The 13,250-nt window shown below is 71.2% G+C and carries 13 protein-coding genes; 4 read left to right on the forward strand and 9 right to left on the reverse strand.

Annotated elements, in window-relative coordinates; all coding sequences use genetic code 11:
• Positions 1 to 30 precede the first annotated feature (30 nt).
• The 4 genes from VHU88_05660 to VHU88_05675 form a co-directional block, all read right to left on the reverse strand.
• On the reverse strand, positions 31 to 1,671 hold the full coding sequence (locus VHU88_05660) for an FAD-dependent oxidoreductase (protein HEX3611154.1): 1,641 nt from the start codon (positions 1,669 to 1,671) through the stop codon (positions 31 to 33).
• A gap of 73 nt (positions 1,672 to 1,744) precedes the next feature.
• Positions 1,745 to 2,041 carry a UBP-type zinc finger domain-containing protein gene (locus VHU88_05665; GenBank protein ID HEX3611155.1) on the reverse strand — a complete coding sequence of 99 codons (297 nt, stop codon included), beginning with the start codon at positions 2,039 to 2,041 and terminating at the stop codon, positions 1,745 to 1,747.
• A gap of 116 nt (positions 2,042 to 2,157) precedes the next feature.
• Positions 2,158 to 4,491 (reverse strand): endopeptidase La, encoded by a 2,334-nt coding sequence (lon, locus tag VHU88_05670; GenBank protein HEX3611156.1) that lies wholly within the window; start codon positions 4,489 to 4,491, stop codon positions 2,158 to 2,160.
• A gap of 137 nt (positions 4,492 to 4,628) precedes the next feature.
• A complete protein-coding gene (locus VHU88_05675) occupies positions 4,629 to 5,054 on the reverse strand; it encodes a universal stress protein (protein HEX3611157.1) in 426 nt (141 codons plus the stop codon).
• 218 nt (positions 5,055 to 5,272) lie between these two features.
• Here VHU88_05675 and VHU88_05680 point away from each other — a divergent pair, with 218 nt between their 5' ends.
• Entirely contained in the window at positions 5,273 to 5,593 is a 321-nt protein-coding gene (locus VHU88_05680) for a hypothetical protein (GenBank protein HEX3611158.1), read from the forward strand.
• Positions 5,594 to 5,605: 12 nt separating this feature from the next.
• Positions 5,606 to 5,965: a hypothetical protein gene (locus tag VHU88_05685; GenBank protein HEX3611159.1), complete on the forward strand. Its 360-nt coding sequence runs from the start codon at positions 5,606 to 5,608 to the stop codon at positions 5,963 to 5,965.
• Positions 5,966 to 6,173: 208 nt separating this feature from the next.
• Here VHU88_05685 and VHU88_05690 read toward each other — a convergent pair whose 3' ends face one another.
• Entirely contained in the window at positions 6,174 to 7,463 is a 1,290-nt protein-coding gene (locus VHU88_05690) for a divalent metal cation transporter (protein ID HEX3611160.1), read from the reverse strand.
• A complete protein-coding gene (locus VHU88_05695; GenBank protein ID HEX3611161.1) occupies positions 7,460 to 8,797 on the reverse strand; it encodes a CBS domain-containing protein in 1,338 nt (445 codons plus the stop codon). Before VHU88_05695 ends, VHU88_05690 begins: the two co-directional genes overlap by 4 nt.
• A 286-nt stretch (positions 8,798 to 9,083) precedes the next feature.
• Here VHU88_05695 and VHU88_05700 point away from each other — a divergent pair, with 286 nt between their 5' ends.
• The gene (locus VHU88_05700; GenBank protein HEX3611162.1) at positions 9,084 to 10,649 is read left to right on the forward strand and encodes a SpoIID/LytB domain-containing protein; all 1,566 of its coding nucleotides are present in this window, start codon (positions 9,084 to 9,086) and stop codon (positions 10,647 to 10,649) included.
• Between the two features lie 37 nt (positions 10,650 to 10,686).
• On the opposite strand, the gene VHU88_05705 is transcribed toward VHU88_05700, so the two are convergent.
• The 3 genes from VHU88_05705 to VHU88_05715 are packed head-to-tail and all read right to left on the reverse strand — an operon-like array spanning position 10,687 to position 12,414.
• Positions 10,687 to 11,007: a DUF3618 domain-containing protein gene (locus tag VHU88_05705; protein HEX3611163.1), complete on the reverse strand. Its 321-nt coding sequence runs from the start codon at positions 11,005 to 11,007 to the stop codon at positions 10,687 to 10,689.
• The gene (locus VHU88_05710) at positions 11,004 to 11,423 is read right to left on the reverse strand and encodes a phage holin family protein (GenBank protein ID HEX3611164.1); all 420 of its coding nucleotides are present in this window, start codon (positions 11,421 to 11,423) and stop codon (positions 11,004 to 11,006) included. Before VHU88_05710 ends, VHU88_05705 begins: the two co-directional genes overlap by 4 nt.
• A 22-nt stretch (positions 11,424 to 11,445) precedes the next feature.
• Positions 11,446 to 12,414, reverse strand: coding sequence for a TIGR03557 family F420-dependent LLM class oxidoreductase (locus VHU88_05715; protein HEX3611165.1), 969 nt, complete (start codon positions 12,412 to 12,414; stop codon positions 11,446 to 11,448).
• A 157-nt stretch (positions 12,415 to 12,571) separates the two neighbouring features.
• Between VHU88_05715 and VHU88_05720 the strand changes: the two genes are divergently transcribed.
• Positions 12,572 to 12,982, forward strand: a complete 411-nt coding sequence (locus VHU88_05720) for a four-helix bundle copper-binding protein (GenBank protein ID HEX3611166.1) — start codon at positions 12,572 to 12,574, stop codon at positions 12,980 to 12,982.
• Positions 12,983 to 13,250: the final 268 nt, after the last annotated feature.

Genomic DNA, 13,250 nt, shown 5'->3' on the forward strand with positions numbered 1-13,250 from the left:
ATCGTACGGCCTGCCCCGGCAGCCGGGGCCTCAGCGGTTGAAGGCGAGGTACTCGTGCACCGCGCGGACGGCGGCCGAGCCCTCGCCGACCGCGGCCGCGACCCGTTTGGTCGACCCGGAGCGCAGGTCGCCGACGGCGAACAGACCCGGCTTGCTGGTCTCGAACGGCAGCGGGGCGCGGCCCAGCAGACCCCAGGCGGCGCCGAGGTTTTCGGGCTCCAGGTACCGGTCGGTCAGCACGAACCCGTGGTCGTCGAGCGCCGCGCAGCCGGACAGCCAGTCCGAGCCGGCGTCGGCACCGATGAACGAGAACAGTGCCTGGCAAGGCAGTTTGGTCTCCCCTTCGGGACTGGCGAGCACGACGTGCTCGAGGCCGAGTGTGCCTTGCAGGGCGCAAACCGTGGTCCGGGTGCGTAGCACGATGTTCGGGTTCTGCTCGATCCGGGCGACCAGGTAGCGGGACATGCTCGCCGCGAGGTCCTCGCCCCGGATCACGATCGTGACCGGGCTGCCCGACTCGGCCAGGAACATCGCCGCCTGACCGGCGGAGTTGCCGCCCCCGACGACCACGACCGGGGCCGGGGTGCAGGCCTTGGCCTCCATCTCGGTGGCGGCGTAGAACACGCTGGTGTCCTCGAACTCCGCCAAACCGGCGGCCGGGAGCCTGCGGTAACGCGCTCCCGTGGCGGCGATGACCGCGCGCGCATGGATCTGGCTGTCGTCGGACAGGTGGACCGTCAGATGCCCGTTGGTCTCCGAGAGTCCGACTGCCGCGCAGGGCAGGGAGAAGGCCGCGCCGAACTTCTCCCCCTGAATCAGCGCCCGGTGCATCAGGTCGCCACCGGAGATCCCGGTCGGGAAGCCCAGGTAGTTCTCGATCCGCGAACTCCCGCCCGCCTGGCCACCGACCGCGACCGACTCGACGGCCAACGTCGACAGGCCTTCGGACGCGCCGTAGACCGCGGCGGCCAGGCCGGCCGGGCCGGTCCCCACCACCACCAGGTCGAAACAGTGCCGGATCACGAAGTCGACGGTCAGCCCGAGGAACTCCGCCAACTCCCCGGTCGTCGGGCGACGCAGCACGGACTCGCCGGCGATCACCACGGGCAGATCCGTGGCCTGCACGGCGAATTCGCGCAGCAGGTCCTCGGCGGCCGGCTCCTTGTCCATGTCCAGCCACTGGTGCGGCACTCGGGCGCGCTGCAGGAACTCGAGCAGCCGACCGGACTCGGCGCAGTACCGCGACCCGACGACCCGGATCGAGGCCGCCGCGTCGGTCAGCAGCATCGACCGGCGGGCCAGGAACGCGGCCAGGATCGTGTCGGAGAGCCCGGGCCGGGTGGCGATGACTTCGCGCAGCGCTGCGGCCGGGACGACGAGGACCTCCCCGTCCTCCGTGACCCGTGCGGACACGAAGACCCGCAGCCCGGTCAGCAGATTCAGCTCGCCCAGGAAACGCCCGGCGCCGTGCCGGGCGACGATCCGCTCCGCGGACCCCGAACCGGCTATCGCCTCGATCGTTCCGGACAGCACTACGAAGAAGTCGTAAGACGCGTCGCCCTCGCGGTAGAGGTACTCCCCGGCCACAACGGCACGCCGAGTCCCGAAGGCTTCCAGTTCGGCGATCTGGTCCAGGCTCAGGCCACTGGCGACGGCCGGGTCGTCGATCACCGGCGCGCCTCCGTCCGCTCGTGCAGGCCGGATTTCGGCTGACACTGTGACATTGGTTCACTCGCAAGCTCGCTCACGGGTGGGCCGGGCTACTGGTGTCGCCGGCCAGTTCGAAGGCCACCTGGTCGAGGAAGCACCAGTACCAGTCCTCGCCGGGTTCGAACGACTGGACCAGCGGGTGGCCGCTGGCTCGATAATGCGCGGTGGCGTGGCGGTGCGGCGAGCTGTCGCAGCAGCCGACGTGGCCGCAGCCTGCGCACCGGCGCAGATGAACCCAGGTCCCGCCGGTGAGCAAGCACTCGTGGCAACCGGCTGGATCGCTGGGTGCCGCGCCGCTGATCACTTCCAGATGACTGCACGGACCGTCCACGCCGCACCTCCCGCTCGCGCCTGGAACGACCGTACCCGGCGCGGCGGCGCCGGACGAGATCACGTGGCGAAGGCGTGGTCCAACCGCAGTTCGGACCACGCCTCCCGTTACTCGGTTCAGGCGGCCGCCGCCGCCGCTTCCGGTTGGCTCAGCGCCAGCCGCAGCACGTCGCGGACGTCCCCGACCGGGTGGATCGTCAACCGGTTGCGAACCTCCTCCGGCACGTCGTCCAGGTCCGGCTCGTTGCGGGCGGGGATCAGCACGGTGGTGATTCCCGCCCGGTCGGCGGCCAGCAACTTCTGCTTCACCCCGCCGATCGGCAGGACCCGGCCGGTCAGCGACACCTCGCCGGTCATCGCGACCTCCGGCCGCACCGGTCGCCCGGACAGCAGTGAGGCCAGGGCCGTGGTCATCGTGACCCCCGCGCTCGGACCGTCCTTGGGGACGGCCCCGGCGGGCACGTGAATGTGCACGCCGCGCTCCTCCAACGCCGCGGTGGGCAACCCCAGCGCGGCCCCGTTGGCTCGCAGGAACGACAGGGCGATCTGCGCGGACTCCTTCATGACCTCGCCGAGCTGACCGGTGATCGTGACGCCGGACGACCCGGTGCCGACCTCGGCCAGCGAGGCCTCCACGAACAGCACGTCGCCCCCGGCGCCGGTGACTGCCAGCCCGGTCGCCACTCCGGGCAACACGGTCCGCTCGGCCGATTCCGGCAGGTGCCGCGGCCGACCCAGGTAGGTCGGCAGGTCCTCGGCGTCGACGGTGACCGCCTCGGCGTCGTCCGGCCGGGCTGCCAACTTGCGCAGCACGCGGGCGATCTGCCGTTCCAGGTCGCGCACCCCGGCTTCCCTGGTGTACTCGCCGGCGAGCCGGTGCAGGGCAGCGTCGGTCACCGAGACGTCGTCGGTGGTCAACCCGGCCCGTTCGATCTGACGTGCCATCAGATGGTCGCGGGCGATCAGCACCTTCTCCTCCTCGGTGTAGCCGTCGAGGCGGATCAGCTCCATGCGGTCCAACAGCGGGCCCGGGATCGACTCCAACGTGTTCGCCGTGGCCAGGAACAGCACGTCGGACAGGTCGAGCTCGACCTCCAGGTAGTGGTCGCGGAACGTGTGGTTCTGCGCCGGGTCCAGGACCTCCAGCAGCGCCGCGGTCGGGTCGCCCCGGTAGTCCGCGCCGACCTTGTCGACCTCGTCGAGCAGCATGACCGGGTTCATCGACCCGGCCTCCTGCAACGCCCGCGCGATCCGGCCCGGCAGGGCGCCGACGTAGGTCCGCCGGTGCCCGCGGATCTCGGCCTCGTCGCGGACGCCGCCGAGTGCGACGCGCACGAACTTACGGCCCATCGCCCGAGCAACCGACTCACCCAGCGAGGTCTTGCCGACCCCGGGCGGCCCGACCAGCGCAAGCACCGCGCCGGACCGACGGCCGCCCACCACGCCGAGGCCACGTTCGGCCCGGCGCCGGCGCACGGCCAGGTACTCGACGATGCGGTCCTTCACGTCGGACAGCCCGGCGTGATCGGCATCGAGCACCGAGCGCGCACCGAGCAGGTCGTAGGCATCCTCGGAGCGGTCGTTCCACGGCAGGGCCAGGATCGTGTCCAGCCAGGTACGGATCCAGCCCACCTCGGGCGAGGAGTCGGAGGTCCGCTCCAACTTCTCGACCTCTGCCAGTGCCGCCTCGCGGACCTTCTCCGGCAGGTCGGCCGCCTCGACGCGAGCCCGGTAGTCCTGCTCCTCGGTGGCCGGGGTGCCGGTCAGCTCGGCCAGTTCCTTGCGGACCGCGGCCAACTGTTGGCGCAGCAGGAATTCCCGTTGCTGCTTCTCCATGCCCTCGGCGACGTCCTTGCGGATCGTCTCGGCCACGTCGAGTTCGGCGAGGTGCTCCCGGCTCCAGGTGAGCAGGTTCCGCAACCGGTCGGCGACGTCGGTGGTCTCGAGCAGGTAGATCTTCTGAGCCCGGGTCAGATACGGCGCGTACCCGGCCAGGTCGGCCAGCGCCGCCGGATCCTCCATGTTCTTCAGGGAATCCACGAACTGCCAGGCCCCGCGTTGCTGCAGGATCGACGTGGCCACAGTGCGGTACTCCCGGGCCAAGGAGGCCACGGTCTCGTCCGCGTCCTCCGGCAGCGACTCGACCTCGACCCACAGCGCGGCACCCGCGCCGACGCTGCCGGTGCCGATGCGGGCCCGGCCGGTACCCCGCACGACGGCCACGTGCTCGCCGCCACGCATGCGCCCGACCTGCTCGATCACCGCGACCGTGCCGAGGCGCGGGTACTTGCCGTTCTCCCGCGGGACCAGCAGGACCTTCGACCCATCCAGTTGCGCCGCCTCAATCGCGGCGCGGGTCTCGGACTCCTCCAGCGACAGCGGGACCACCATGCCCGGGAGGACGACGATCCCCTCCAGGGGCAGCAGCGGAAGTGTCAGCGACTCGTTCACGCGCACCCCAATCCTCTTTGAGAACTGGAGAACGTGGTGAGCGAGCCGCGAAATTCCGTCCTGCGGTTACGCCGTCAGCGCAGCGTGGTCGGGAATACGAAAGCGTTCAGCGTTTCGGCGCCCGTGCCGCGGCCACGTCAGGGAACGACGACCACCGGGGTGTCCGCGTGCCGGACCAGTCGGCTGGCCACCGACCCGAGCATGTGCCGGCTGGGGTGCCGGGCCCGACCCACCACGATCGCGTCGGCCTTCAGCTCGTGGGCGACGGCGATCAACTCGGCCTCGGCCTCACCGTTTCGCGTCAGATAGCGCCAGCGGCCGGGCAGGAACTCGTTCAGGACGGCCGCGCGTTCGGGCGATAGCTCCGGCGGGTCCAGCGGCGGCGGGACGAACCCGATGGACGCCCCGGGCAGGGGAACGGCGGTCACCAGCACGAGCTCCGAGCCCTGCCGCCGAGCCGTCCCGACGGCCCAGCCGAGGGCGTGGCTCGCCGCCTCGGAGTCGTCGACCCCGACGACCACGGTTCCCGGACCGTCGCGCCCTATCTCGAACCCTGCGCCCATCGCGCGTCCCCCGTCCCGACCTGGGCCGATCGCACTGTCGGGGCAACGATGACATGCCCCCGCACGACGCAAAGCCGCGGTCGACCGGGATCCCGGTCGACCGCGGCTCGCGTACTACGTCAACCGGTCCGCGGCGGCGGGCCACCCGGACCCGGGCACCGGCCAGTCCGGCCACACCCAGGCCGGCCAGCAGCAGGCCGAGCTGCACCGTCGAGTTGGTGCCGCCCGACTCCGAGGCCTGGCCGCCGGTACCGGCGTGCACCTTGGTCGGCTTGGCCGCGGGCGCCGCGGGCGCCGCGGGCGGAGCCGCCGGGTCCGCCTTGGCCTTGGTCGCCGCCGGGGCGCTGGTCGAGGCCGGCTTGGCGGCGGGCTTGGCATCCTTCGCCGCGTCCTTGGCCGCGTCGGCCTTCATGTCCGCGATCTCGTCGTCGGAAAGCTTGCTGGGGTTGAGCAGATCCAGGGTCGGCGCCGGGTGGGCCGCCTCCGGTCCGCCCGGGGCAGCCTGGTCGATCCACCGCACCACGTCTCCGTTGCTGTAGGTCTGCAGGGCCTTGAAGACCACCGAGTTCACCTTCGGCAACTGCCCGACCTTGATCGGGAACTTCACCGAGTCGTCGCCGCTGATCGACCCACCGGAGAAGACCACCTTGTCGGCGCTGGTGGCCGCGGTCCAACCGGTGGGCGCCTGGGCGGTGACGCCGGTCAACGGTGTCGCGGTCGGGAAGTCGATCTCGATCTTGACGGTCTTGGCGTTGTCCTCCTCGTTCGGCACGTTGAAGACCAGCGTGGCGTTGGAGCCGCCGGGTTTCGCGTCCTTGCTGTGCACCGTGACGTGGGCGTCGGCAGCCACGGCGCCGACGACGACCAATGCGGCCGCGCCGGCGCACGCCAACGTCGCCCGCCCGACCTGACGGCCGGTCGAGCGCCGCTTGCCGGTACTGGGATTTGCAGAGTTCATTCCCGGTTTCCTTTGCGTCGGCCGGCCGTTCGACCGGCACTCCCCCGCAGTTTGACCAACACCCGACCGGTGATTTCGATCTTGAGACTCCCACCGTGCTGATCAAGGAAGTGCCACGACTCGGGCATGACTCTCCCCAAGCCCTCGTCCGCCGCTGCGGGTCAGGCCAGGCCAACCCAGCCCATGACCTCGGTCGCGGCCGCAAGGACCGCCATGACGGCGACCAGGCCCACGGTCACGGTGGCGACAACCCGGAAAATCCGTCCGTTGGCGGCGTCCCCGAGCAGGCTTCGCCGGTTGGCCAGGGCCAGGATGAACCCGAGCAGCACCGGGGTGATGATGCCGTTGAGGATCTGCGCGTTCAGCAGCAGCTTGATCAGGTTGCCGGGGGCGAGAGCGAGCGAGGAACCGATCAGGATCTGGACGGTGAACAGGCCGAGGAACAGTTTCGCCTCGCCGAACCGCCGCGAGACGCTGCTCTCGGTGCCGATCGCCTCGCCCACCGCGTAGGAGGTGGACAGCGGCACCACGGCGGCGGCCAGTGCGCTGGCGCCGAGCAGGCCGATCGCGAACAGTTGCGCGGCGAACCGACCGGCGACCGGGCTCAGGGCGTCCGCGGCCTGGGCGGCGTCGTCCAGCGGCGCGCGCGTCGTCACCGCCGCCGCCGTCGCGATGATGATGAACATGCTGACCAGGTCGGCGAAGATCGCCCCGGTGACCGTGTCCAGCCGGGTGTTGCGGTAGTCCGCCGGTCCCAGACCGCGGTCGGCGACCGCGGAGGCGATGTAGAACTGCATGTAGGGCGTGATCGTCGTACCGATCAGCGCCACGGCCAGCAGCAGGAAATCCTTGCCGGCCAACAGGTGCGGAACCACGCTCTGGTCCGCCGCAGCGCCCCAGTGCGGGTGCGCGAGGACGGCACTGATCGGGTACGCGATGAACACCAGGCTCAGCGTGAGGAAGACTTTCTCGGCGTAACGGTAGGAGCCGAGCACGACCAGCGCCCAGACCAGCGCCGCCGCGATCGGTACCGACACATAGCGACTGACGTGCAGCAACTGCATGGCCGCGGCGATTCCGGCGAACTCGCTGACCACCAGCGCGGTGTTCGCGATCACCAGTAGTGCCAACGCGAATGCCGTGGTGCGCAGGCTGAACTGCTCGCGCAGCAGAGCACCCAGGCCCTGGCCGGTCCAGCTGCCCAGCCGGGCGCACATCTCCTGCACCACGACCAGGCCGATGGTGACCAGCACCATCAGGAACAACGTGCGGTAGCCGAATTGGGCCCCGGCCGAGGCGTAGGTGGCGATGCCACCGGCGTCGTTGCCCGCGTTGGCCGCGATCAGCCCGGGCCCGAGGATTGCCAGCACCCCGACCACCCGCCGGCGCAGTGGGCGTCGGGCAGCCGGCGGCGGGGCCGCGCGCAGCTCCGGCTGCGCACCCACGCTCATTGGCCGGCCCACTGGAACACGTCGAACCGGCCGCGCTCCGGGACCAGGACGTCGACGATGTCGTCGGCCAGGATCCGGCCGATCGGGCGGTTGTCGGCGTCGACCACCAGCACCGACAAGCAGCGGTTGGCGATCAGCTGGTCGGCGACCTCGGCGGCGGTCGCGGTCGGGAGTACGGTCACCGCCCACGGCGGCGCGACCAGGCTCGCCACGGTGTCGTCGGGTTCGGCGAGCAGGACCTCCTGCATGCTCACCTCGTCCACAACCCGGCCCTGGGCGTCGATCACCACGACGCGGTCCAGCTCCATCAGGTGCTCGGCGTTCTCGCGCAGCCGAGCCCGGATGTCCCGCACCGTTTCGGTCAGGTGCATCACCACCAGCACCGTGGTCATGAACCCGCCGGCCCGGTCCTCCGCGTAGCCGAGCAGCCCGCCGAGTTCGCGGGCCTTCCCCGCCGGCAGCGCCCGCAGGATGCCCTCGCGGTCGGCCCGGGGCAGGTCGCGCAGCGCGTCGGTGGCCTCGTCGGGTTCCATCTGCGCCAACAACGCCGCGGCCCGCTCGACCGGCATGTCCCGCAGCAGCGCCTGGACGTCGTCGGCCTGCATCTCCTCCACCGCGTCGGCGGCGACGCCGGGGTCCAGGGTGTCGAGCAGGTGCCGCCGCCCGGTCCGGTCGAGGTCCTCCAGCAGGTCGGCCAGTTCCCCGGCGCGCAGGGCGTGGACGGCATGGCTGACGCCCTGCAACCGCATGCCGCCGCCGGCCTCGCCCAGCGGGTGGATCGCCGCCCAGTCCACGACCCGCTCCGGGGTCGGGATGGTCCGCAGGCGTCGCGGCCCCAACCGTCGGAGCAACGACCCGATGCTCACGTCCAGCCCGACCAGACGGACCACGCCGGCCAGGTCGGCCACGTACAGGTCGGCCGCTCGGATCACGCGCCGCCCGTCCACGTCCAGCAACTGACGGTCCATCACCTGACCCGCCAACAGCACCTCACCCGGGCGGGCAGTGAACTCGCGCAGGTCGAACTTCGCGCTGGACAGCACTACCCGGTCCCGCGCCACCGAGGCGACGTGAGACTCCGGAACCCAGCTGCGTCGGTCGCCGACCCGGACGATCAGGCCCGACAACGGCGGGTAGGCGTCGGCCTCCGCCGAGCCGTAGCGGACGACCAGGTCCACCACCCGACCGACCTGATCGCCGGCCTGGTTGCACACCGGCCGCCCGATCAACCCGGCAACCGAGACCAGGGCCTCACGCACCGCTCGGGCGGCCAACGCCCGCGGCCGACGACCCGGCCCGAACCGGGCCCGGGCGAACTCGAACCGCTCCACCATCAGCCAACCCCCGTGCCCCCACGTGCGACGGCGAACCCGGAAGTGTCACGTTACGCCGTTCTCTGACGGGCCTTCATTCAATCATCTGCGCAAATGTTTTCATATTGAATATCCCGGCGTGCCGGGCCGGTCGGCGAGCGAGCTGGGGGTTCACCCGAACGGCGGTGGTCGGAGGCGACGAAGGCTCCGATTCCGGGACAGTTCGGACATGCGGGGGACGCGGGGGGAAACGTCGGGCCGGATCGGTGGACAGCGCGTTCGCGTGCTGCGCGTGGCCGTTCCGGTGATGGCTGTACTGCTGGCGGCGCCGGTTGCGGCGCGTGCCGGCGTCAGTGCCGGGCCGCCCGCGGAACGGCTGGTCGCCCCGGTGGCCGGCGAGTTCCACTTCGAGGGTCATGGATTCGGCCACGGCCGCGGGATGTCGCAGTGGGGCGCGCAGGGCGCCGCTTCGCACGGCATCGACCACAAGACGATCCTGTCCACCTACTACCCCGGCACGGACCTGGTCCGCAGCGACGAGATCCCGGAGATCCGCGTGCACCTGTCCGGTCTCGGCTCGGACGCCCTGCGCGTGGTGGCCGGACCCGGGATGCAGCTGCTCACCATCGGCCGGACCACGGCGCTGCCGCGGCAACTCGACGACCAGAAGGTCACCGACTGGCGGGTGCGTTCGGTGGACGGCGCCCTGCAACTGGAAGGGCTGACCGACGGGTGGCATCGCGTGGGCCCGCGCTCGGCCGCCGGTGATCCGGTGGAGCTGCGGGGCGGGGACGACGACCTCCAGGTCGTGCGCGGTCAGGAACTGCGCCAGTACCGAGGGGCGCTGCGCGTGTTCCCGGGCGACCGCGACGGACAGGTTGCGGTTGTCAACGTCGTCGACATCGAGTCGTACCTGCGGTCGGTCGTGCCCTCCGAGTCCCCCGCCTACTTCGAGCCCGCGGCCCTGCAGGCCCAGGCCGTCGCGGCTCGGACCTACGCCCTGTGGCACGCGACGCACGCCTCCGCGGACGCGGTGTCCGACATCTGCGACACCACCGCCTGCCAGGTCTACCGCGGCGTGCGCACCCTGCATCGTCAGGGCGGTACCGACCGCAGGTGGGAGAATTCCCGGACCGATGCGGCTGTCGCGGACACTGCCGGCGAGCAGCTGAACTACGACGGAAAGCCCGCGCTGACCGAGTTCTCCGACTCCAACGGCGGTTGGTCGACGGCCGGCAACGAGCCGTACCTGCCCAGCCGGCCCGACCCGTGGGACGGCCTGGTTCCGAACCACTCCCACTCGTGGACCTACACGCTGAACGCCGCACGCCTCCAGCAGGCCTGGCCGCAGATCGGCCGCCCGACCGGACTGGCCGCTGCCCAGCGGGACGGCGACGGCGCCTGGGGTGGCCGGGTGCTCTCGGTGCGGGTCGTCGGCGACCATGGCCAGGTTGTCGTCCCCGGAGGCAAGTTCGACCACGCGGCGGGCATGCGCAATTCGTGGTGGCAGCTGGAGGTGGACCCGAGCAGCCTGCCGACTGAGATCCCGACCGCGCCACCTGCCACGGACGCTCCCTCGGCTGCGCCGCCGGCTTCGCCGCAACCCGCGGCCCCCGCGCAGCCCGCGGCTCCTGCTGTTGCGCCGCCGGCTTCGGCACAGCCCGCGGCCCCCGCGCAACCCACGGCTCCCGCGCAGTCCGCGATCCCGGCGCAGCCCGGGGCCCCGGCACAGCCCGCGGCCCCGGCGGCCACCGGGGGACAGGGGCGCGCTGCACCGGCCGTACCCACGGCTGCGCAACCGACGTCGCCGCAACAACCCGCCGCGACCGACCAGGACGGCCCCGACGGCGGCGACCCTGCGGTCAACCGTTGACCTGACTACCAGTCAGATCGGTGCGACGCTGCGCCGGTCAGCTCCTGCGAGCACGCACGACCAGTAGCAGGACCACGGCCGCCGCCCCGCCGGCCGCCCAGCGGACCTCGCGTCGGCGGGCCGCGTCGACCACGGCGCCGCAACCGATCCCGGCCTGCTCGCGCAACGTTCGACCCGCCTGGCGCACTTTCGCCCGGGTTCGCTGCTTGGCCTCGGCGGCCTTCGCCCGGGCCCGTGCCTTGACGTCGGCGCGATTGGCCAGTTCGTCGACGGTTGCGACCAGGTCGGCCCGGGTCCGTTCGACGTCGCACTGGACCTGCGCCATCTCCAATGACCGCGCGGCGCCCCCAGCGGTCATGACCGGGCCGCCTTCACCGTCTCGATGTCGATACGCACGTTTTCCTTGGTCTGCTCCGGCATCGGTGGCAGTGCCTCCTGGACCTGGCGCCGACCGGTCAGCGCCGTGATCGCCGCCAGTGCGGCGAGCACCGCGGTGACGATCAATGCGGCGGCCCACACGTGCAGTGCGAGCGAGAGCGCGGCGATCCCCGCGGCCACCAGCGCGCCCCCGGCGTAGAAGCCGAGAACCGCGGTGCCGCCGAACATCCCGGCGCCGATCCCGGCGTGCTTGCCCTTCTCCTTCAGTTCCAGGCTCGCCAGGCGGATCTCGTCGCGGATCAGTGCAGAGGCCTGCTCGGTGACCGCGGAAACCAGTTCACCCGTGGACATCCGCGTGGTATCGGCGTGCTGCCGCTGCCCGGTCGCGTCACTCATCGCCAGCTCCTTCCCTCGTCCATCAGCGATTTCCGGGGCGGTCGGCGACCTCGGGGAGGATCTCGTCGCGCCACAACTGGAAGAAGCCCTCGAGATTCCCGCCGATCTGCGCGACGTGGATCTCGTCGAATCCGACATCCAGGTAAGGCCGCAGGGCCTCGATGTGGCGCTTTGCGTCCGGGCCGCAGGCGAAGTGCTCGGCGGTCTGCTCCGGGGGCACGTTCGCGGACGCCGCCTCGAAGTCACGCGGCCGCGGCAGGATCTGCGCGAGTTGGCCGCCCAGCGAACTGTTCGGCCACAGGCGGTGGGCGGTCGCGACGCCCTCGGCCTCGGTCGGTGCCCAACACACCTTCAGGCCCGCGCCGGCGGGCTTGCCCGGCGCGTGCTTGCGGAACAGGTCGACCGCCTCGGCATCAGGGCTCACGGTCACGAACCCGTCGCCGATGCGCGCCGCGAGGCTGGTCGCCTGCGGCCCGAACCCGGAGACGTGGATCGGCACCGGCTCGTCGGGCACGGTGTACAACCGAGCGTCGGACAGTTCGTAGTGCTCGCCGTGGAAGCTGACCTCCTCGCCGCGCATCAGCAGACGGATCAGTTCCACGGCTTCGGAGAGCATGGAAAGCCGGGCGCCGATCGGCGGCCACGGGTCGCCGAGGATGTGGTCGTTCAGCGCCTCACCGCTGCCCACGCCCAGGGTGAACCGGCCCTGGGTCTGTACGGCGGCCGTAGCGGCCGCCTGCGCGACGATCGCCGGGTGCAGCCGGACGGTGGGGCAGGTCACCGCGGTGGTGATCGGCAGATCCACCGCCTCGGACAGGGCGCCGATCACGGACCAGACGAACGGACTGTTGCCTTGCTCGTCGTTCCAGGGATGGAAGTGGTCGCTGATCCAGAGCCGTTCGAATCCCGCCTCCTGGGCCATTCGAGCCTGCCGCACCAACTCGCGCGGCCCGTACTCCTCGCAGGACAGGAAGTAACCGAAACTCGTCATGTCTTCGGGCTACCCACGACCCTTCGGGGCACGCGGTCCGGCCTGCGAGCGACTGCGCAGTGCGGCGCGCGAAAGGTGCCGGCGAGCAGGTGGTTCCTCGTCCTCGGGGTAGGGAGTCGGCCGACAAGCAGAAGCGCCGACCAACCGGGAGTGAGCAATGACCACAGTTTCGAAATCGAAGATCTCCACGATGCATCCGCACCTGTCGGCACCGACCCGCGAGGCACTGCAGCGAGCTCTGGAGGCCTGTTGGACCTGCGCGGAGACCTGCAGCGCCTGCGCGGACGCGTGTCTGCGCGAGGAGAACGTGTCCGCGATGCGGGCCTGCATCATGTCCGATCTGGACTGCGCGGACATCTGCTCCACCACCGCGACGCTGCTGGCCCGGTCCGGCGGCGCGCAGGTCGGGGTCACTCGGGCGATGCTCAACGCGTGCATCGCCGCCTGCCACGTCTGCGGCGAGGAGTGCAAGCGACACGCAAGCCACCACGAGCACTGCAAGCACTGCGCGGAGGCCTGCCAGAACTGCGAGGACGCCTGTCGCGACCTGCTCAGTCAGCTCGACTGAACGGGTCGGAGACGCGGGTCTGCCAGTACCGATTGCGTCTGGGTCTTCGTTCGGGGTCGATCCAGGGCGGGGCCGTAGTTCGGGGTGGCCGTCCGCCCCGAATTCGGCGTCCCAGCCTTGGTGATGAACGACGTCGTGGTGCCGGTCGCACAACAGCAGGAGATTCGACAGGTCCGTGGCGCCCCCGGCGGACCAGTGGATCCGGTGGTGGGCCTGGCACCACGGCGCGGGACGATCGCAGCCGGTGAACACGCAACCGGAGTCGCGG

The organism is Sporichthyaceae bacterium (genome assembly GCA_036269075.1).
Classification (GTDB): Bacteria; Actinomycetota; Actinomycetes; order Sporichthyales; family Sporichthyaceae; genus DASQPJ01.